This window comes from Pontibacter pudoricolor, assembly GCF_010092985.1.
GTDB classification, from domain to species: Bacteria; Bacteroidota; Bacteroidia; order Cytophagales; family Hymenobacteraceae; genus Pontibacter; species Pontibacter pudoricolor.
In genome coordinates, this window is record NZ_CP048106.1 from 263,001 (window position 1) to 282,455 (window position 19,455).

Annotated in this window: 13 protein-coding genes; 7 read left to right on the forward strand and 6 right to left on the reverse strand. The window is 46.4% G+C overall.

Annotated features, from left to right (window positions below):
* Positions 1-15: 15 nt before the first annotated feature.
* Together folK and GSQ66_RS01160 are read right to left on the reverse strand one after the other, a co-directional pair.
* Complete coding sequence (folK, locus tag GSQ66_RS01155; RefSeq protein ID WP_162425770.1) at positions 16-510, reverse strand: 2-amino-4-hydroxy-6-hydroxymethyldihydropteridine diphosphokinase; 495 nt, start codon at positions 508-510, stop codon at positions 16-18.
* Entirely contained in the window at positions 503-1,360 is an 858-nt protein-coding gene (locus GSQ66_RS01160) for an alpha/beta hydrolase family protein (protein WP_162425771.1), read from the reverse strand. The genes folK and GSQ66_RS01160 overlap by 8 nt, the downstream gene beginning before the upstream one ends.
* 265 nt (positions 1,361-1,625) lie before the next feature.
* Between GSQ66_RS01160 and GSQ66_RS01165 the strand changes: the two genes are divergently transcribed.
* Positions 1,626-2,603: a polyprenyl synthetase family protein gene (locus GSQ66_RS01165; protein ID WP_162425772.1), complete on the forward strand. Its 978-nt coding sequence runs from the start codon at positions 1,626-1,628 to the stop codon at positions 2,601-2,603.
* 400 nt (positions 2,604-3,003) lie between these two features.
* Positions 3,004-3,621 carry a class I SAM-dependent methyltransferase gene (locus GSQ66_RS01170; protein WP_162425773.1) on the forward strand — a complete coding sequence of 206 codons (618 nt, stop codon included), beginning with the start codon at positions 3,004-3,006 and terminating at the stop codon, positions 3,619-3,621.
* 368 nt (positions 3,622-3,989) lie between these two features.
* On the opposite strand, the gene GSQ66_RS01175 is transcribed toward GSQ66_RS01170, so the two are convergent.
* The gene (locus tag GSQ66_RS01175) at positions 3,990-5,264 is read right to left on the reverse strand and encodes a peroxiredoxin family protein (RefSeq protein WP_238395775.1); all 1,275 of its coding nucleotides are present in this window, start codon (positions 5,262-5,264) and stop codon (positions 3,990-3,992) included.
* A gap of 171 nt (positions 5,265-5,435) precedes the next feature.
* Here GSQ66_RS01175 and GSQ66_RS01180 point away from each other — a divergent pair, with 171 nt between their 5' ends.
* On the forward strand, positions 5,436-7,715 hold the full coding sequence (locus GSQ66_RS01180; RefSeq protein ID WP_162425774.1) for an aconitate hydratase: 2,280 nt from the start codon (positions 5,436-5,438) through the stop codon (positions 7,713-7,715).
* A gap of 407 nt (positions 7,716-8,122) precedes the next feature.
* Here GSQ66_RS01180 and GSQ66_RS01185 read toward each other — a convergent pair whose 3' ends face one another.
* On the reverse strand, positions 8,123-11,437 hold the full coding sequence (locus GSQ66_RS01185; protein ID WP_162425775.1) for a S8 family serine peptidase: 3,315 nt from the start codon (positions 11,435-11,437) through the stop codon (positions 8,123-8,125).
* Positions 11,438-11,622: 185 nt separating this feature from the next.
* Between GSQ66_RS01185 and paaN the strand changes: the two genes are divergently transcribed.
* A complete protein-coding gene (gene paaN, locus GSQ66_RS01190; RefSeq protein WP_162425776.1) occupies positions 11,623-13,296 on the forward strand; it encodes a phenylacetic acid degradation protein PaaN in 1,674 nt (557 codons plus the stop codon).
* A gap of 87 nt (positions 13,297-13,383) precedes the next feature.
* Here paaN and GSQ66_RS01195 read toward each other — a convergent pair whose 3' ends face one another.
* Positions 13,384-13,680, reverse strand: a complete 297-nt coding sequence (locus GSQ66_RS01195) for a sll1863 family stress response protein (RefSeq protein WP_162425777.1) — start codon at positions 13,678-13,680, stop codon at positions 13,384-13,386.
* Between the two features lie 203 nt (positions 13,681-13,883).
* Between GSQ66_RS01195 and GSQ66_RS01200 the strand changes: the two genes are divergently transcribed.
* From GSQ66_RS01200 to GSQ66_RS01210, 3 genes are all read left to right on the forward strand, one after another.
* Complete coding sequence (locus tag GSQ66_RS01200) at positions 13,884-16,226, forward strand: TonB-dependent receptor (protein WP_162425778.1); 2,343 nt, start codon at positions 13,884-13,886, stop codon at positions 16,224-16,226.
* Positions 16,227-16,300: 74 nt separating this feature from the next.
* The gene (locus GSQ66_RS01205; RefSeq protein ID WP_162425779.1) at positions 16,301-17,437 is read left to right on the forward strand and encodes a PepSY-associated TM helix domain-containing protein; all 1,137 of its coding nucleotides are present in this window, start codon (positions 16,301-16,303) and stop codon (positions 17,435-17,437) included.
* A 178-nt stretch (positions 17,438-17,615) separates the two neighbouring features.
* Positions 17,616-18,032 (forward strand): response regulator, encoded by a 417-nt coding sequence (locus tag GSQ66_RS01210; RefSeq protein ID WP_238395776.1) that lies wholly within the window; start codon positions 17,616-17,618, stop codon positions 18,030-18,032.
* 77 nt (positions 18,033-18,109) lie between these two features.
* On the opposite strand, the gene GSQ66_RS01215 is transcribed toward GSQ66_RS01210, so the two are convergent.
* Positions 18,110-19,453, reverse strand: a complete 1,344-nt coding sequence (locus tag GSQ66_RS01215) for a sensor histidine kinase (RefSeq protein WP_162425781.1) — start codon at positions 19,451-19,453, stop codon at positions 18,110-18,112.
* Positions 19,454-19,455 lie beyond the last annotated feature (2 nt).

A 19,455-nucleotide genomic window follows, 5' to 3' on the forward strand; every position in this document is an offset into this window, starting at 1 on the left:
CCCTGAAGGCATTTCTCAAGCTTTATTTTCTACAAATTTTTTTACTTCCAGTTTATCCGGGCAGTTTTCCAGTAGCTCGGCTATAGTTTGCTTTAAGCCCGGATGTACTAAATCAGGGGAGACCTCATATAAAGGCAGCAGCGTAAAGCGGCGCAGGTGCAATTGCGGGTGCGGTATGGTCAGCCGTTGGGTTTGCTGCACCAGGTTGTCATAAAACAGGATATCGATATCAATAACGCGTGCTCCCCAATGTTCCAGGCGTTCGCGGCCAAGGTCGTGTTCTATAGTGTTTATAGTTTGCAGCACCTGCTCCGGACTAAAGTCAGTAGTTACTTCAAGCACCTGGTTCAGGAAACTGGGCTGATCTGTTTTGCCCCACGCGGCGGTCTCGTAGATAGCAGAAGCCTGAACTATAGTTCCTACTTGCGTAGCTATAGTTTCGCGGGCTTGTTGCAGGTATAATGTTCGGTCGCCAAGGTTGCTCCCCAGCAGCAGGTATAGTTCAGGCATGTTTCCGGAAAAAGGCTATGCTCAGGTCAGCGGCTGCACGGGCAGCTTCCGGCAGTTCGTCCTTTTCGTAAGGGTGCTTGCCGCCAAACGAATGATCGGCACCGGGCAGCAGGTGCATCTCGGCATCAGGCTTCCAGGAGTGCAGGTCGTGCGCCATCTGAATAGGCAGCGTTTCGTCTTCTTTGCCGTGCAATATGAGCAAAGGCTGCTGCATCGTCTGTATCACCTTCGGAATCTCGAGTCGCTGCCTGTTCGCAATATAGTTTTCCATTATCTGGTAATACATCGGCATTTTCTGGCCAGTGCGGGCGTTGGTTATCCATTGCACGCCTTCGCGCTCCCACTTTTCATTTTCAAGCTCATCCCAGCGCTGGTCAAATTTATTTACGGCCGCCCAGGTAGCAACAGCTTTTATACGCGGATCTTCAGCCGCTTTAAGTATAACAGTACCCCCACCACGACTATGGCCAATCAGGTAAATATGGTCCAGATCAAGCTCATTGTGAGGCAGTGGGCCCTCTACATTTTTTACCATGTCAATCAGGGCTTTCAGGTCATCAAGCTCCAGGCAGAAGTTGTTATTCCCGAATGCTTCGAGGTCGTGTAAATCAGAAAAATCTTCTACAGTAGTGCCATTATAAGCAAAGTTGAATTTTATGAATACAAAGCCCTGCTCCGCAAAATACTGCGCCAGTAAATTGTAATGTCCCCAGTCTTTAAACCCCTTAAACCCATGCGTAAATATCACGACAGGTTTGGGTTGCGAAGTAGGTTCGTAAACGGCATCGGCAGTAAATGGACGGCCATGTTCGGGATAAACAATAAAATCAACTTTAAGGGTATTTGCCATAGGTTACTTAAAAAAATAACTGTACTATAGGATGCTTTAACGGTATAATTTTATGATTTGTTGAGGCTCACCTTGGTTTATTCCAACCGGTAAAATGATAGCACAACATCAAATGCAGTTTTGGTTTCCGGGTAAAACATAATCCTGCAGGCAGTTGATCAGCATCAAAGAGATCAATTGCCAGCAATTTAATAATTATACCCGGTTTTGCCCCCTGCACGTTTGGAAACCACTATTGGAGACCGTAATATTGCAACACCAAAACATGAGCAGCAGCCTAGATAAAATACAAGCGCCAATAGCAAGCGAAATGGAGCTTTTCGAGAAGAAGTTCCGGGCTTCTATGAAGTCGAAAGTGCTGCTTTTAGACCGTATCATGAGCTACATCGTAAAGCGCAAAGGCAAACAGATGCGCCCGATGTTCGTGTTTTTTACGGCCAAACTATACCACGAAACCATAACCGATGCCACTTACCGGGGTGCCGCTCTTATTGAGTTGCTGCACACGGCGACCCTGGTGCATGACGATGTAGTGGATGACGCCAACTATAGACGCGGTTTCTTTTCAGTAAATGCCCTCTGGAAAAATAAGATCGCGGTGTTGGTTGGTGATTACCTGCTCTCGAAAGGATTGTTGCTTTCGCTGAACAACGATGATTTTGAACTGCTGAAAATCGTATCGAATGCGGTGCGGGAAATGAGTGAGGGAGAGTTGCTGCAGATCGAAAAAGCCCGCCGCCTGGACATTGACGAAGCAGTTTACTTTGATATTATCCGTCAGAAAACGGCCTCGCTTATAGCCTCATGCTGTGCTGTGGGCGCTGCTTCTGCGGGTGCGTCGAAAGAAGAGATAGAGAAAGCGCGCTTATTCGGTGAAAAAGTTGGTATTGCCTTCCAGATAAAAGACGACCTTTTCGATTACGGTACCGCTGAGATCGGCAAGCCGGTCGGCATCGACATCAAAGAAAAGAAAATGACCCTGCCGCTGATACATGCGCTCCGCAATGCAGACTGGCTAACCAAGCGCCGCGTTATTTACAACGTAAAAAACAACAACGGCGACAACAAGCGCGTGCAGCAGGTAATTGATTTCGTGAAGCAATCTGGTGGTATTGAGTACACGGTTGAAGTTATGAACCGCTACCACGCCGAAGCCCTCGAAATTCTGCATACCTTCCCTGATAACCCCTCGCGTCGCTCACTCGAGCAACTGATCGCCTATACAATAGAGCGGGAAAAATAGACCAGTGATTAAGGCGATTAGACTGATTTAACAGAATTTTCTATCTGAGCCCCTGATTAATGGGAACAGATGGATTAGCCGGATGTAGAGACGCAAGATGTTGCGTCTTTTTTGTTTGTCTGAATCAGGATTTGCAGGATTAAAGGATTAACAGGATTTAAGCCCATCCCAGCCTATATAGTTGCAACCGGATTAGATAATCTATAGTTTATTCATTCAATGATCATAAATCAATGGTACGGACAGAAACTACAATAATCATCTATCAAGCCCAATCCTGTAAATCAGAAAAATCCCCTTAATCACTGTTCTGAAAATCTGTAAACTATACCTATAAAACTATAAGGCGGTAGCGGTTGAAAGCAGGTAGTTTTGAGCATGCAAAATAACCTATGAAAAAATGAGCCTGAACACCACTACCTGGAACCGCCTTCGGTACACTTTATACTTGCCCATCTACGACCTGATTGCCGACCGCATTTTCCGGAAGTACAGAAAGCGGTCTGTAGAGCTACTAAACGCAAAAGCTAACGATGCCATACTGCTTCTCGGTGCCGGCACCGGCCTTGATCTACCTTACCTTCAAAATTACACTAATTTAACAGCCATTGACATTACGCCCGGTATGATCACCAAATTGCAGGAGCGAGCTGAAAAGTTAAGTATTCCAGTTGATGCCCGCGTGATGAATGGCCAGCAACTAACCTTTGCCGACAATAGTTTTGATGCCGTAATTGCACACCTGATACTGGCCGTTATACCAGACCCGATAGCTTGCATAAAAGAAGTGGAGCGTGTGCTGAGGCCTGGAGGTACAGTTATGGTTTTCGATAAGTTTTTGCCGGACGGGCAGAAGCCAACTATAGTTCGCCAGTTCTTTAACCAGATAGCCAGCACCCTGTTCTCCGACATCAACCGCAGCATCGGAACTATAGTTAGCCACACTTCTCTAACTATAGAATTAAATGAGCCTGCTGCTTTGAATGGTACGTTCAGGTTGGTAAGGTTGCGGAAATAACCCCACCCAATCCCTTCTCAAAGAATAGGGGAAGGAGCCAAATACATACCGCCAGTTTGAGCGTAGCGGTAACTGGTAGTTTAGCATGGTAGGCAGTTTGTAACTGCCGAAACTATAGTTTATATAAAAACTCCAGTTACAAACTGGCTTCATGTATAGCCACAAGTTGCAAACTTGCGGCATGTTGGGAAGTAGAGTATAGTTTTGGTATGGTGCAAGTGTATTTGCTCGTGTCAGTCTATAGTTAGGCCTCCGGTCCAGTCGGATTGCAAATCCGACATATAAGCAAGTCACGGATCACAGATCCGCGCCAGCAAAATGTGAGCAAATAAAAACCCCCTCCTGTTTTTAGGAGGGGAAGGGGGAGGTTACTTCTCAGCCAGCAACTGATCCATCGTCTTGTTAAAATCAGCTACCCAGTCTTCGTAGTATTTGCCGGTGCCGGGGCCTGAGAAGCCAGTATGTATCTTGCGTACTTTACCATCGCGGCCAATGTAGATGGTGGTCGGGAAGGAAAGCACATGGTTAAGCGCGGGCAGGGCTTTGGCGGCTGCCTCTTTATCAGAGATGCCGGCTACTGCCAGGTCATAGTTTACGTTCATGCGGTCCTTCATTTTCTGCAGGCGCGGGGCAGCTTTTTCAAACTCCGGGCTGCGCTCAAAACCTAACCCAATGATCTCCAGGCCGCGGTCTTTGTTTTTGTCGTAGTAAGGCGCCAGGAATTTGGTCTCGTCCATGCAATTCGGGCACCACGAGCCAAGCAACTGCACGATCATCACTTTGCCTTTGTATTTGTCGTCGCTCAACGAAATGTTTCCGCTACCGTCTATGTCCGGGAAAGTGAAGTCCAGCTTTTCGTAGCCCGGCTTTAAGAAAGTGAGTGTGTTGGCATCGGCAAGTGCAGCGTTGGCGTTGCGTTTGGCAGTCCAGGTTTCGGTATAGTTCATGCCCGAATAAAAATTGCCTTTCAGCGTGTTCTCATCTTCCGGAGTGGCTGTAAATAAGTAAGCGTGGTTGCCATCAAAAGTTGAAAGGTTAAGCTTATCGCCATCAACCTGTCCATCTAAATACCTATAGTCGCCGGTTTCGGTCAGGAAGGTGCCTGTTACTTTATTGTTGTCCTGCTCAAATACGCCTACTGCTTTGTAGCTATTACCGGTTGTGTCGGTAAATACTACTTCCCATTTTCCATCGTAATTATAGTTTGCAGCAGCCGGGCTGCCTTTAAAGCGGCTGGTATTGCCATGCTCCGCAGTAAAAGGCACCGAATAAGGATAAGAAAGGTCGTTGCGCACAAAGCGGCCTGCCATTTTACCGTCATCTACCTTCGCGATCAGGTCTGCATCAAAAATGTGAAGTCTTATTTTAACAGAATCGCCCATAGTTGTGATCTCGTCAACCAGGATGCGCTCTTCGCCATTTACCAGGTATAAAAGGGTGCTGTCGTTGCGGGTTTCGGCTTCCATAATAAACGGAATTTCCACACCGCCGGTATGTTGCAGGGCAACGCGCCAGGTACCGGGTTTTATAGTTTGGTTTTCAGCGTCCATTTTATTTTGATTACAGGATGTAAATCCTACAGTTAGCAGCAAGGTAAATAACAAAATCAGCCTTGCAGAAGTATTAGAATAGGTACGTTTCATGGGGTAAAATTACGTCATCGGATCTGTAAAAGCCAAACAAGAAACGCCCTGAACTTGTTTATAGTGTAAAGGTTATATTCGTGCAAGCTAATGTTGCTGAATAGCCTGCAGATTTCGTACATTTGTGAACTTCGGAAAAGAAGCATTTTATACATTAACAATAGCAAAACTATGGCATTTGATTTAGGAATGATCAAGGCAGTTTATGCCGGTATGGGTGAGCGGATTGCAGCTGCCCGTAATACAGTTGGCAGACCGCTGACTCTGACTGAAAAGATCCTGTATGCACACCTATATGAGGGCAAGGCGTCGCAGGCGTATGAGCGTGGAAAATCTTACGTGGATTTCGCTCCGGACAGAGTTGCGATGCAGGATGCCACGGCACAGATGGCCTTGCTTCAGTTCATGCAGGCTGGCAAGCCTACCGTTGCGGTTCCATCTACGGTACACTGCGATCACCTGATCCAGGCCCGCACAGGCGCAGATTCAGATCTGAAAGACGCTTACACAGAAAACAAAGAAGTTTACGATTTCCTTGCTTCGGTATCAAACAAATACGGCATCGGTTTCTGGAAGCCGGGTGCAGGTATCATTCACCAGGTAGTATTAGAGAACTATGCTTTCCCGGGTGGTATGATGATCGGAACTGACTCACACACACCTAATGCTGGTGGTCTGGGTATGGTAGCGATCGGTGTTGGTGGTGCTGATGCCGTGGACGTAATGGCCGGTATGGCCTGGGAGCTTAAATTCCCGAAAGTAATTGGCGTAAAGCTGACAGGTAAACTGAACGGCTGGACATCTCCGAAAGACGTTATCCTGAAAGTGGCTGGTATCCTTACTGTAAAAGGTGGTACGGGTGCTATCGTGGAATATTTCGGCGAAGGTGCTGAGAGTATGTCTTGTACTGGTAAAGGTACTATTTGTAACATGGGTGCTGAGATCGGTGCAACTACTTCGGTATTTGCTTACGACAACAGCATGCGTGCATACTTAAACTCAACAAACCGCGAAGAGATTGTTCAGATGGCTGATGAAGTAGCTGAGCACCTGCGCGCTGATGATGAGGTTTATGCTGATCCGGCTTCTTTCTATGATCAACTGATCGAGATCGACCTTTCAACGTTGGAGCCACACGTAAACGGGCCATTCACGCCGGATGCGGCCTGGCCAATTTCTCAGTTCGCTGCTGTAGTTAAAGAGCACGGCTGGCCAGCTAAACTGGAAGTAGGTCTGATCGGATCTTGCACCAACTCATCTTACGAAGACCTTACACGTGCTGCCTCTATCGCAAAGCAGGCGGTAACTAAAAACCTGGTAGCTCAGGCTGAGTTTACCATCACGCCGGGTTCTGAAATGGTACGTTATACAACAGCCCGCGATGGCCTGTTAGATACATTTGCACAGATGGGTGGTGTTGTATTGGCAAACGCCTGCGGTCCGTGCATCGGCCAGTGGGCACGTCACACCGACGATCCAACCCGTAAGAACTCTATCATCACGTCGTTCAACCGTAACTTTGCGAAGCGTAACGATGGTAACCCGAACACACACGCGTTTGTGGCTTCACCAGAGATCGTAACTGCTTTTGCCATTGCCGGCGACCTTACTTTTAACCCGCTTACAGATACCTTAACCAACAAAGATGGCCAGCAGGTGAAACTGGATGAGCCAAAAGGTATTGAATTACCAATTAATGGTTTTGCTGTAGAAGATGCAGGTTATGTAGCGCCTGCGGAAGATGGCAGCACTGTTGAAGTGGCTGTTGATCCGAAGTCTGACCGTCTGCAGTTACTGGAAGGCTTTAAGCCATGGGAAGGCACTGATCTGAAAGGTCTGAAGCTTCTTATTAAAGCACAAGGTAAGTGTACTACTGACCATATCTCTATGGCTGGCCCATGGTTGAAATACCGTGGTCACCTGGACAACATCTCGAACAACATGCTGATCGGTGCGATAAATGCATTTAACGGCGAGGCTAACAAGGTTTACAACGACATGACCCGTGGTTATGACTCGGTGCCTGCAACTGCCCGTACGTACAAAGCAGCTGGTATCGGTACTGTAGTGGTTGGTGATGAGAACTATGGCGAAGGTTCGTCTCGTGAGCACGCTGCCATGGAGCCGCGCTTCCTGGGTGTTCGTGCCGTAATCGTGAAGTCATTCGCACGTATCCACGAAACCAACCTGAAAAAGCAGGGTATGTTAGGTCTGACGTTTGTTAACAAAGCAGATTACGACCTGATCGAGGAGAACGATACCATCGATATCCTGGGTCTGGAGAACTTTACGCCGGGTGTTCCATTAAAAGTAGTTTTAACACACAAAGATGGTTCTCAGGATGCGTTTATGGTTAACCATACGTACAACGAAGGACAGATCGAGTGGTTTAAAGCTGGTTCAGCACTTAACCTGATCCGTTTAAAAGAAAAGCAGAACGCTAACGCATAAGCTTAACTGCTAACTATAAATAAAAGGCCCTGCCAATCGGTAGGGCCTTTTGGTTTTTATTGGAAACTACAGTCACCACGCAAAAATGCATAAACTGCTTTTTCGGACATCTGTGTTCGAAATTTGCCTGTTGCGGATGTCCACGTCCGCGTTAAATGTAAAGGGGACAAGGATGTCCCCGGCAGAGTGCTTTCGGACCTGGAAGTCCGAAAGAGCATGATTTCAGCTAGATAGAATGAGCCCTTGAGCCATTGTTGGTGTTTTCACCAGCAATTCAACTATACCGTTACTACTCTTTCAGATGAAAACACGCATCAAAAGCCTAACTATAAAGAGGTTAAGTTAAAAACAGAAAAAGCCTTACATATCTGTAAAGCCTTTCTTTTATAGTTTGCTATAGCTATAACTTATCGCATCAGCACGATCCGTTTAATAAAGCTGGTGTTTTTGTAGGTAACGTGCGCAATATATAAGCCATTAGGGACATCTGTAAAGTCGAATATCAATTCTTTCGTATTCTCGCTGGTAACAGGCAACTGAAACTTACGGCCAACCTGGTCACTGAACCACACTTCCGGAGCTGCACCAGCGAGTGGATCTGCTGCCCAGTTTATGCGAACAAGACCTGTTGTCGGGTTCGGGAACACATCGGTAAGCTGGGCGTTCATTTCGGTCTTATCTTTCGAGAGCGGTTCCCTGACAAGGAAAGTTTTTGTTACACTGTCTTTGAGGCAACCGGCGGGGTCTGTTATCTGTAACGTTACCTGATAAGTACCGGGCGATGCAAACATATAGGTCGGGCTCTTTTCTGTAGCAGCTACACCTGTTCCAAAATTCCATTTCCAGTTAGCGCCGTTTGTGCTCTTATCCTCAAACGTAACAGGTGTATTGGCAAATAACACGACAGAGCCTGTTTCAAAATCTGCTTCCGGTTGCTGTGGTAACCTGATGTGGGCTGGTACAACTTCACTTTCGAACAGCGAGTCGGCGTTGGCTGCGTAAATTATAGTGTTCTGGCTCAAAGCGTCGATGGTAAAACTCGGGCCACTGCTAAGCAAAGTCTTTTTCTCCGGATCAGCATAAAAGTTATAGTTGGAGCCTCCTTCCGGAGCCCATGTAAAGGCACTTCCTTCACAGACCGTGTTTTCAATAGCCAATGGAGCGGGGCCACTTTTTATCTGCCTGTATTTTAGTTGTGCTGCATCGGCGTGCTGCTGCAGCGCCTCCAGGTTATCGCCGGAGAGTATGGCAAAGGTAATGGTATGGCTCTGGCCGGGTGCAATAACAGGTATGAGCCCACCCACCACATGCGATACGTTATCGCCATTGCCGGTGCCATTGGCTTTGGTGCGGGTCACCCCACCGGATAGCATGGCATATTTTTCAGCATTTGTAAAGCCATCTTCCACAGCAATACTTCCGGCCGCGCCCATGTTGTTAATAGCATAATAGACAGGGGCATCAGGTGTAAGCAGTTTTATGCCAACTACAGGAAACTGAGCGGCGGTGTTGTACACGTAACCCAGGTTTCTTTCCGCATCCCAGTCGGCGGCGTTCTGGTAGTATACGCCTACATCCCAGTCTGCGAAAATGGCAGCCGCTACATTTTTAAGCGTATCTGTTGTCGGGTTTCTGATCGTAAATTCCTGTATAACATAATCCAGATCCGGGGCTGTGTTCCAGGAAAGTGTTTTATGTTTTATTTCCACACCAACTGTACCGGTAGAAGGGTAGATATCGCGCATAAAACCATGTACTTCCTGTGTTGCGAGCGGTGCATCATAGTAAATGCGGGCCGGTTGTACCGGTATAAAGTCGCCGTCATTATTCCAGTTGGCATTGCGCAGGTTATCCGACACGCGCGTTGCCGAAGTGCCGATCATCAGGCCGCCTTCAAACAGCATGGTATTACTGCCCTTGTATTGCATGCCCGAGCCCTGGTTAAAATTAAGGCCATTGTAGCCAAGGTTCCCTTTGCTGTTAACAGTAATGCGCACATTGTTGGCATCCAGCGTATGGAAATCAGGGTTTATAGTTAGCTCGAAGTATTGAAAGTCAGTATAGTTGCCATCTGTATAGTTTAACCTGAAGGCTACGGTTGTATTAAGGGGCGTATCAGGAGCTATAGTTACCCGGAAAGGTTTCTGGCGGTTATCAGCTGTACCCATCGTGGTCATGCTTCCCAGGGGCAGTTCGGGGTTTGAAATGGAAATGTAAGGCGATGAAGTACTTAAGGTAACCAAAGGGTTGCTGACAGGGCTCAGAATATTCTGGAAAAATGCTTCAACAGAAACCGTGCTGCCAGATTGAGCAGAACGGTGGTGTTGCACAAATAAATCTGTGCACCTGATCGATTTTAAATTCTGTGCCGATAGTGCATTTTTTATGTTAAGTCGCCCGGTGCCTATCATTCCGGCAAAAGGTTGGTTGGCAGTTAAGCTTGCTACATCATCTGTTGTTACGCGCAGGCGTTCCATTACCTGTTGTGCATTCAGTTCAGGAAATTGGGCGCGTACCAGGGCAGCAGCTCCTGCCACCATAGGCGAGGCAAAGGAGCTTCCCCAGTTGTAGGCATATGAGTTGTTGTTATTAACCGTAGTGGAATAAATATCAAAGCCGGGTGCCATGAGGTCCATATAGTGGCTCCAGGTATAATCCTTGTACTTATAGTCATTTTTATCAGAGCCACCCACCGACAGCACATTGTTATAGGAAGCCGGATATAAATTCAGCTGCTTTTTGGTATTACCGGCCGCTGATACTACAACAACATCTTTCACCAGCACCACATAGTTTATAATATCCTGCTCATACTGCGAATAACCTTCACCGCCCCACGAGAGGTTTATGATCTTGCAACCCTTTGCTGCAGCGTAAACTATAGCCTCGTAGCCACCGCCGAACGTTCCGTCAGCATTGGATGAAAATACTTTTAAAGGCAGGAATTTGGTTTTATAACCTACCCCTGTGATACCTGTTGCATTGTCGGGGGAGGCGGCTGCCACGCCAGCCACACTCATCCCATGGCTTTTCCAGCGCGGAGATTCGCTGACATTGTTGTCGCGGTCTGCAAAGTCCCAGCCGGCATAGTTATCAACGTAACCATCGCCATCATTATCTATGCCATCTATCGGGTCTGCATAGTTATACTTTATGTTGTCTTTCAGGTCAAGGTGATCAATCCGAAAACCTGTATCTACAATACCGATAACAATATTGGTGTCGCCTTGTTGTACATTCCAGGCGCCATACGCTTTTATCAGTTTAAGGTGGTAGGCAGTGGCTTTGGTAGAATCGGAAAACGGATCGGAGGCCTGGTGGAATGGTTCGCGCAGGTAAAGCGGCTCTACATATGCTACCTGTCCGGTTGCCATCAAGGTGCGTTTTACTTCATCAAAGCTAAGCTCTGAACTATAAGTAGCCTGGTAGATCTGTGTTATATCAACTATAGATGCACGCCTGAGACTGGCTGAATTACCTGTATCCGGGAATTTCTGCTCAATATTTTTAGCGCTGATTTTAGCTAGTGCCGCCTGTAAGGAGTTGTCTGGTATGGCACGTCGTGTTTTGGTCTGGTCTGTGTTTAGTTTATACACCACTGTATGTGGTACGGTGCGGGAACCGTAACCAACCTGCTGTGCAAATATTGGAGCCGAAGCCAATAGAAGGAGGATGAACGCAATACATCCATGGCGGGTGGGCACCTTTAGGAGGGTAAACATTTATACCAAAAATTAAAATTTTAAGTTGATGATAAGAAGTGTAGCAGTCACCGTAATAAGTACCTAAAAACACTTTTAAATATAAGGCGAATTACCCCAATAACACCCAAACCTTTCTGTTTTTTTACGTAACTTTCCAAGGTTGGATCATAACCAATCATTTTAAAAGCATAATTCTGAAAACTATGGCTATTAACCTGGCAATCAAACACCAAACAACACTTGACACCGCTGTACGTGCCCTACACGAGCGAACTTTTTTTGCGCATTATCCTGAAAATCCGTCTCCGGAAGTTTATGGTGAGAATGCGGACAAAGAAGGCCGTGAAAAATATACATCCAGATTAAACAATAAGTTCGGGGAACTGCTACAGGAAAACCCGGAAAGCTGGGCAGGACAGGAAGATTCGCCTTACGAGCAGCAGCCATTAGGTATAAAATATCCTTTCTTTTCACCGGAAACGCTAATTAACAGGGCCGAAGAAGCTTTTCATCAGTGGCGTAAAGTAAAGCCTGCTGACCGCGCTGCTATTTTAGTGGAATCGCTGGAGCGTATGAGAGAACGCTTTTTTGAGATCGCTTATGCCACTATGCATACAACAGGCCAGGCATATATGATGTCGTTCCAGGCATCAGGCCCGCACGCTGCTGACCGTGCCCTGGAAGCTATCGCATCAGGTTACGAAGAGCAGACCCGTTTTCCGGAAAGCGCTGAATGGGAAAAGCCGATGGGTAAATATAACCTGAAACTGAACAAAAGCTGGAAAGCGGTACCGAAAGGCGTAGCACTGGTTATTGGCTGCTCTACTTTCCCGACCTGGAACACAGTGCCGGGCATGTATGCAAGCCTTGTTACAGGTAACCCGGTAATCATAAAACCGCACCCGAAAGCAGTATTGCCAATTGCTATAGTTGTAGCCGAAGTACAGAAAGTATTAGCAGAGAACGGGCTGAACCCGAACATCTGCCAGCTTGCCGTGGATGCCGATGACAGACTGATAACAAAAGAACTGGCTGAGAACCCGAAAGTAAAACTGATAGACTACACAGGCGGAACAGAATTTGGTAACTATATCGAAAGCCTGAAGGGGAAAACTGTATTCACTGAAAAAGCGGGCGTTAACTCTATCATCCTGGATTCTGTGGATGACCTGGATAAGGTAGCGCAGAACCTGGCGTTTTCGGTTAGCTTATACTCCGGACAGATGTGCACGGCTCCGCAGAACTTCTTTATCCCGGAAAAAGGTATTAAAGTAGGTGGCGAAACAGTGCCTTACGAAGAAGTTGTTCAGAAAATTGCTGATGCTGTAACCGGCCTGGTAAAAAACCCGAAAGCTGGTCCGCATATCCTGGGTGCCATACAAAACCCTGCCACTACAGAGCGTGTAAAATCCGCAGCAACTATAGGGGGCAACGCCGTACTTACAACCTGCGACTTCAGTAACCCGATGTTTGCCAATGCCCGTACCTGTTCGCCGGTTATTTACGAAGTAGAGGCCGCTAACAAGGAAAGCTACAGCCGCGAGCTGTTCGGACCAATCATACTGATCATCAAAACAAAAGATACGGACCAGTCTATTGAGATTGCCAGCAACATGGCGCGTGAGCATGGTGCTATTTCGTGTGGCGCTTATACCACTGACCCGGTTGTGAAAGAGAAGATAATGGATGAGATGAGCCTGGCAGGTACGCCGGTTAGCTTTAACCTGACAGGTGGTATTTTTGTAAACCAGAATGCCAGCTTCTCCGACTTCCACGTAACTGGTGGTAACCCGGCCGGTAACGCATCCTTTACAAACCCTGAGTTTGTGATCAAACGCTTTACCTGGGTTGGTTTCAGAGAGCCTGTAGTTGGTTAAGCAACTATAAACTATAAAATAAAAGCCCGGCTGCTGCAAAGTAGCCGGGCTTTTTGTTTTCAGGTCGTTACAAACTATAGCTATAGTTTACTTAAACAGGTTCTCGATGTCGTTTTTCAGGTTGTCCAGTCCGCTGCGCAGGTTCTGCCATTTATCCTGGGTATCTTCGGTGTCGCTCAGTTTCTCGGCAATCAGTTCGCGTTTCTTTTCCAGGGCGGCAATATGCTCATGGTAGGTATGGTTAGAGTCGGCGGTAGTAGCATTCACTTTTGCCCGCAGGGTTTTTATTTTACTATCTAGTTCATCCAGGCTTTTCTGTATCTCTTCGCGGCTCAGGTTATCGGGTGCGCGCATGTGTTCGGGCTTCAGGTTATATGTATCCATATAAATAGGTTTTATTCTGTTTGATGTTATCCTTCCTACATACTTACCAAATGCTGAAAAGGATATAGTTGTGCCGCCACTATAGTTGAAAGTATGCAGTCAAACATTATTTAGAAAAATCTAAATAAACGTTTGCACTTACCATTCGGCTCCTTACTTTTGTGTCTCCTTAGAATTAATCTAAATAAACAAAAGCATACATCATGTCCCGAAGTCTACTTACTATTATTGTCTTTCTGTTTGTTACTTATGCAGCTGCTGCGCAAAATAATGGCCGTATAGAAGGACGAATAGTTTCTGAAAGAAATGAACCGCTATTAGGTATAAGTGTTGCCCTGCAAGGCACTGCATACGGCACAACTACCGATGAAGAAGGTAAATATGTGATCAAAGCTATTGCGGCGGGCAACTATACGCTTGTTGCTTCTGGCATTGGTTATACCACTATAAAGCACGAAGTAAAAGTGGAAGCAGGGTCAACTATAACCGAATATTTTTTACTGCCATCGTCGGCGACAGCCCTGAATGAAGTGGTTGTGACGACCAGCAAGAGCGGTGAATTTGTGCAGCCCATCGGTTCTACAGCTACTAAAATGGAAGCGCCTTTAAAATCTGTGCCACAGTCTGTGCAGATCATTTCGCGCCGTGCCATGGATCAGATGCAGGTTATCCGGCTGGATGATGCCATGCGTAATGTGAGTGGCGTAACGATGGAAACAGGTTTTGGTGGCCGTACCGATATTTTCCAGATACGCGGTTTCAGAACAAGCACCGAGAGTATCTTTAAGAACGGCTTCCGCAACAGTGTGCGCACCTTCCGCGAAACGGCCAACATACAGCAGATAGAAGTTATGAAAGGTCCGGCTTCTGTACTCTACGGCGTAAGCGACCCGGGAGGGATGGTAAACATCACAACTAAAAAGCCTACTGCCTTTACTTTCCATGATATACAGTTAACAGCTAACAGCTTTGGGCAGTACCGTCCGGCTATAGATTTTGGTGGCTCCCTGAATGATGAGAAGACGCTGAAATACAGAATGAATGCCGTGTATGAAAATGGCGATACCTACCGCGATTTTGTTGCTACCAAGCGCTTTTTTGTAGCGCCGGCCCTGACTTACGATTTCTCTGAAAGAACATCCCTGACGGTTGAAGCCGAATACTTAGATCACGACCAGGCATCAGACAGAGGTATAGTTGCCATTAACGGCGTAATAGCTGATGTGCCTGCCAGCCGTTCTATCGGTGAGCCGGATAACGTGGGCATCCATCAGAACCGACTGGTACAGTATAACCTGCAGCACCGCTTCAACGATATTTTCAGTTTGCGCCACGCTTCTAACTTCACGTATTCATCAGAAGAAAGAAAAGTAGTTGAATTTGGCAGCATCCCGAAGAACGACGATTCCAACTCTAAAGTAATCCGCCGCCTGCAGGACCAGTATAACTTTGAGCGCAACTTTGCCACCCAAAACGAACTATATGCTACTTTTAAAACTGGGGCGGCCATAGAGCATAAAACTATAGTTGGAGTGGAGCTGGCTAGTTCTATGTTTGATATCTGGTATAACCGTGGCAATTACGATACGCTGAATATTTACAATCCAAACTATAGCAGCAAACCTAAACCTACCAAACTTACCTTCGGCGACGATTACCGTGACAAGACCCAACTATACGGCGTGTATGTGCAGGACTTCTTATCGATCAGCCAGAAATTAAAAGTACTGCTGGGCGCACGTTACGATATCTGGGAACTGGAAAATGTCAGACAGACACTGGACAAGAAAACGAATACATTCTCGGCAGTTACAACTACACAGCGCAGCACAGCCTTTAACCCACGTGTTGGCTTGCTTTACGAAGTTGCAGGCCCGTTATCGGTATATGGTAACTGGTCCAAAGGTTTTCAGCCGGAGGTTGGCCGGACCAAAGAAGGAGATGCTTTTGATCCTTCCACTTCAGACCTGTACGAAGCTGGTATAAAGTCAGGATTGCTCAGCGATAAAGTGAACATTAAAGCTGCCTATTTTAATATTACCCGCGGCAACGTAGCGGTTACAGACCCTACGGATAATGCGTTTAGCATACAGGTTGGTAAAGTTCGCAGCGAAGGGTTTGAAGCCGATGTAACCGGGGAAGTGGTAAGAGGTTTGAATGTGATCGCCACCTATAGTTATACAGATGCCCGCATCGTTGAAGATACGAAAGAGACTAATATCGGGAAGCGTTTCAGAGGGGTGAGCAAGCACAGCGGTAGCCTCTGGACAACATACGAACTACAGAACGGAGCAATGAAAGGACTTGGTATTGGTGGTGGTTTTACAAGCTTCGGCGACCGTCCGGTTGATGCCAATGACAGCTTCAGACTGCCAGGGTACACCCGCTACGATGCAACGGTTTACTACGACAACCAGAAGTACCATGCAGCCATCAACCTGAAGAACCTGACCAATGTGAAGTATTACGATGGCTCTCAGTCTGCAACAGCAATTATGCCGGGCGCACCTATCAGTGTGCAGGGTACTGTTGGCGTTCGTTTTTAACCTGAATAAACTATAGTTTTGCTAAAATCTGGCGGCGCAGCTTCGGTTGTGTCGCTGATTTGTTTTAAGACCACATGAGAAAACTGATCCTGCAACTGCACCTCTGGGTAGGCCTTACCGCCGGCGCTATACTTTCTATAGTTGGCATTACAGGTTCAATCTATGTTTTTCAGCCGGAGCTTACGGCAGCTTTATACTCCGAACTATACCAACGCGCTGACCCGAATGCAAACGTTATAGACCCCAGAACTATAGTTGCCAAGGCAGAAGCACAATTTGGGGGCGAGGTTAAAACAATACTTTTCCCGTTACGCGAGCTCGAGAATTACATCGTAAAGGTTGAGGGTAAGAAAGAGTTCGTGTTTTATGATGGAGCTACGGGCGCGTATCTGGGCGAAATGGCCAAACGCCGCGGCATACTCGAAGATGTGTTGGAGATACACCGGCAGCTAACTATAGGCGAAATGGGCTCCACTGTTACCGGTATTGCGTCGTTGCTGCTGGTTATCGTGTTACTTTCATCGGGGCTCTATTTATGGTTGCCTTATAAAAAGAAACAGCTGAAAGAGGGCCTTCGCCTGAAATCAAATGCCAGCTTTAAACGCCGTAATTACGATGTGCATAAAGTATTTGGCTTTTACTTTATCATACCGCTTTTCCTGGTAAGTATCACAGGGGTATATTTTGCTTTTCCAGAGCAGGTACAGGCCGTTGCAGATTATGTTACCGGTACCCAGGAACCAACGCCGGATGTTAAAAAAATAAAATCTGCTTACCGTACAGATCTGCCGGAGGTAAATATAGTTCAGGCCCTGGATATGATGGAAACCATGTATCCGGGCTACCATAAGCGCAACCTGATCATGCCGAAGGATAGTGCAGACAGAGTCTATTTTTCAGTGGTAAATACTGCCGAAGTAGATGCCGGCCCCGAGTACAGGCCACAGGTTTACATCGATCAGTATACAGGTAAAATACTGTTCGCTTACGAGCCACATACTGCACCGGCTGGCCACCAGCTTACACGCAACTGGTTTGTACCAATTCATTTCGGCGAAATAGGAGGGTGGTTTACACGCATTCTCTGGTTTATTACCGGCCTGATGCCTGCTGTACTTTGGGTAAGCGGAATCATCATCTGGCTCAACCGCACATCAAAAATAAAAAAAGTAAGTCTGCTGTTATGGAAAAACGCTGAGCAGATAACATAGCTTGTACGGGTGCCATATAGCAGCTGCTGATAATACTAAATGCTAAAACTAATAACCCGATTTAGGCTATAGTTTATGCAGTTATTTTGAATTAGTAAATCTTAATTTGATATTTGCAGTTATAAGAGTGCTTCTGTTTTTTAAAGTAGTCTTATCGCTCAAAACTAACATTATGCCGATGCTCGATTTAGTAGTACTTATTGACGACGACGATACTACCAATTTTCTGAATAAACGCCTGTTAGAAGAAATGCAGGTATCAAAGGAGATACTGGTATTTAACAATGGCAAAGAGGCAATAGAGTATTTAAGCGAGGCATGTTCAGAAGGTGAAACTTCGGATAAGCGTTGCCCGGACCTGATTTTTCTGGATATTAAAATGCCTGTTATGGATGGCTTTTCTTTCCTGGATGAGTACCAGCGCCGCAACCTAGATTCCAAAGATCATGTGATCATTATGATGCTTACATCATCGGCCAGTTTTTATGACCTGGAGCGCCTGAAGAACTATAGCCGCGTAAAAAAACATTTCTCCAAAACGCTTACAAAGCACGACGTACAGGAAGTGCTGCAGCAATTCTTTGATAGAAATTAAGCACTTACCACAAAACTAAAAGGGCCTGCAAATTTACTTTGCAGGCCCTTTTAGTTTTGCCATGTACAGCTTAAAAACTATAGTTGTATAATTTCGGAGGCAGGCCAGGTAAATACAAACCGCGAACCACGCCCTTCTGAGGATACCCAAACTTTGCCACCTTTGCCTGTTATAATTTTCTTGACAATAGATAACCCAAGACCAGTGCTATTGCCGGAACTATCTACGTTTATAGTATGGTACATCGTAAAAATATCGCCTTGCGAAGCAGCAGGTATTCCCGGGCCGTTATCCTGTAACGAGAAATGGATCATATCGCCTTTCAGTTCAAAGGTTACTTCTATAGTTGCATTCTGTTTCAGGTCGTGGTATTTAATGGCGTTACCGATCAGGTTACTGAATACCTGGTGCAGCAGGATGGTCTCTGTCTGCAGTTTTAAAGGCTGAGCCGGTAACAGTATAGTAATGTGTTCCGGTAGGTTCAGCAGTTCTATTACGCCGTTTATCAGCTGGTGTAATTCTGTTTCTGTTTTAACAATATTCTTACGCCCGGCCAGCGAGTACGAAAGTATACTCATAATAAACTGGTCCATGCGGGCAGTTTGCTGGCGCAGCATCGGGAAGATCGTTTTAGCTTCTTCTAAGCGCTCCAAATCCAGGCACTCTGCCAATGCATGCGACAGGCCGTTAATGTTTTGCAAAGGTGCCCGCAGGTCATGCGATACGGTATGGGCAAAGGTATCAAGGTCTTCGTTTATACTTTGCAGCCTTTCGTTTTGCTCTTCACGTTCCTGCAGCAGTTCCTGAATGCTTTCGTTGGTCTGCTGTAGTTTCTGGTTCAGCCTGCTGATTTCCTTTAACTGTTGTTCTGCCTCTTCGTTTCGTTCGCGAAGTTGTTCCAGTACTTCCAGCAATTGCATGTTCTGCCGTTTTATCTCTGCATAAGGAGACACGTTATCCATGTCAAACTCGTGCATCCAGTTCTCGGCTATAGTTTTGGTAACAGTTGGGGCATTGTGGGGGAGGCGCTGGCGTAAGGTAACTTTCGTTCCTTTTTCAAATTCGCTCTCAACATTAAAATAATCGACAAGCTTACGTGAGTTTATAAGGCCGGTACCTTTTGTATTGGAGCCTCCGGTGTTACGGTTAAGCAGGTATTCAATATTGCCTAAGCCACGCCCACGGTCACTAACTATTGCTTCAATATAGTTTATACTCTGTAGCTCTATCAGCGCAAACTGAATGGTGCCGTTGCCCACATGTTCTACCACGTTGCGGCAGATTTCAGAAACGGCCGTAGCAAATTTTGTCTGGTTAGCTATAGTTATGCCTAAACGCTCAGATAATTGCTTTGCCCGCTTATAGGCCAGCACCACATCCAGCTCGTTACTGATATTGATCTTTAAGATGCTTCTTGGCATAA

Bases quoted from the DNA above. Each gene is read 5' to 3' on its own strand.
- GSQ66_RS01165 (WP_162425772.1), top strand. From the start codon at position 1,626: ATGAGCAGCAGCCTAGATAAAATACAAGCGCCAATAGCAAGCGAAATG.
- GSQ66_RS01200 (WP_162425778.1), top strand. From the start codon at position 13,884: ATGTCCCGAAGTCTACTTACTATTATTGTCTTTCTGTTTGTTACTTAT.
- folK (WP_162425770.1), bottom strand. From the start codon at position 510: ATGCCTGAACTATACCTGCTGCTGGGGAGCAACCTTGGCGACCGAACA.
- GSQ66_RS01180 (WP_162425774.1), top strand. From the start codon at position 5,436: ATGGCATTTGATTTAGGAATGATCAAGGCAGTTTATGCCGGTATGGGT.
- GSQ66_RS01175 (WP_238395775.1), bottom strand. From the start codon at position 5,264: ATGAAACGTACCTATTCTAATACTTCTGCAAGGCTGATTTTGTTATTT.
- GSQ66_RS01215 (WP_162425781.1), bottom strand. From the start codon at position 19,453: ATGCCAAGAAGCATCTTAAAGATCAATATCAGTAACGAGCTGGATGTG.
- paaN (WP_162425776.1), top strand. From the start codon at position 11,623: ATGGCTATTAACCTGGCAATCAAACACCAAACAACACTTGACACCGCT.
- GSQ66_RS01185 (WP_162425775.1), bottom strand. From the start codon at position 11,437: ATGTTTACCCTCCTAAAGGTGCCCACCCGCCATGGATGTATTGCGTTC.
- GSQ66_RS01160 (WP_162425771.1), bottom strand. From the start codon at position 1,360: ATGGCAAATACCCTTAAAGTTGATTTTATTGTTTATCCCGAACATGGC.
- GSQ66_RS01195 (WP_162425777.1), bottom strand. From the start codon at position 13,680: ATGGATACATATAACCTGAAGCCCGAACACATGCGCGCACCCGATAAC.
- GSQ66_RS01170 (WP_162425773.1), top strand. From the start codon at position 3,004: ATGAGCCTGAACACCACTACCTGGAACCGCCTTCGGTACACTTTATAC.
- GSQ66_RS01210 (WP_238395776.1), top strand. From the start codon at position 17,616: ATGCTCGATTTAGTAGTACTTATTGACGACGACGATACTACCAATTTT.
- GSQ66_RS01205 (WP_162425779.1), top strand. From the start codon at position 16,301: ATGAGAAAACTGATCCTGCAACTGCACCTCTGGGTAGGCCTTACCGCC.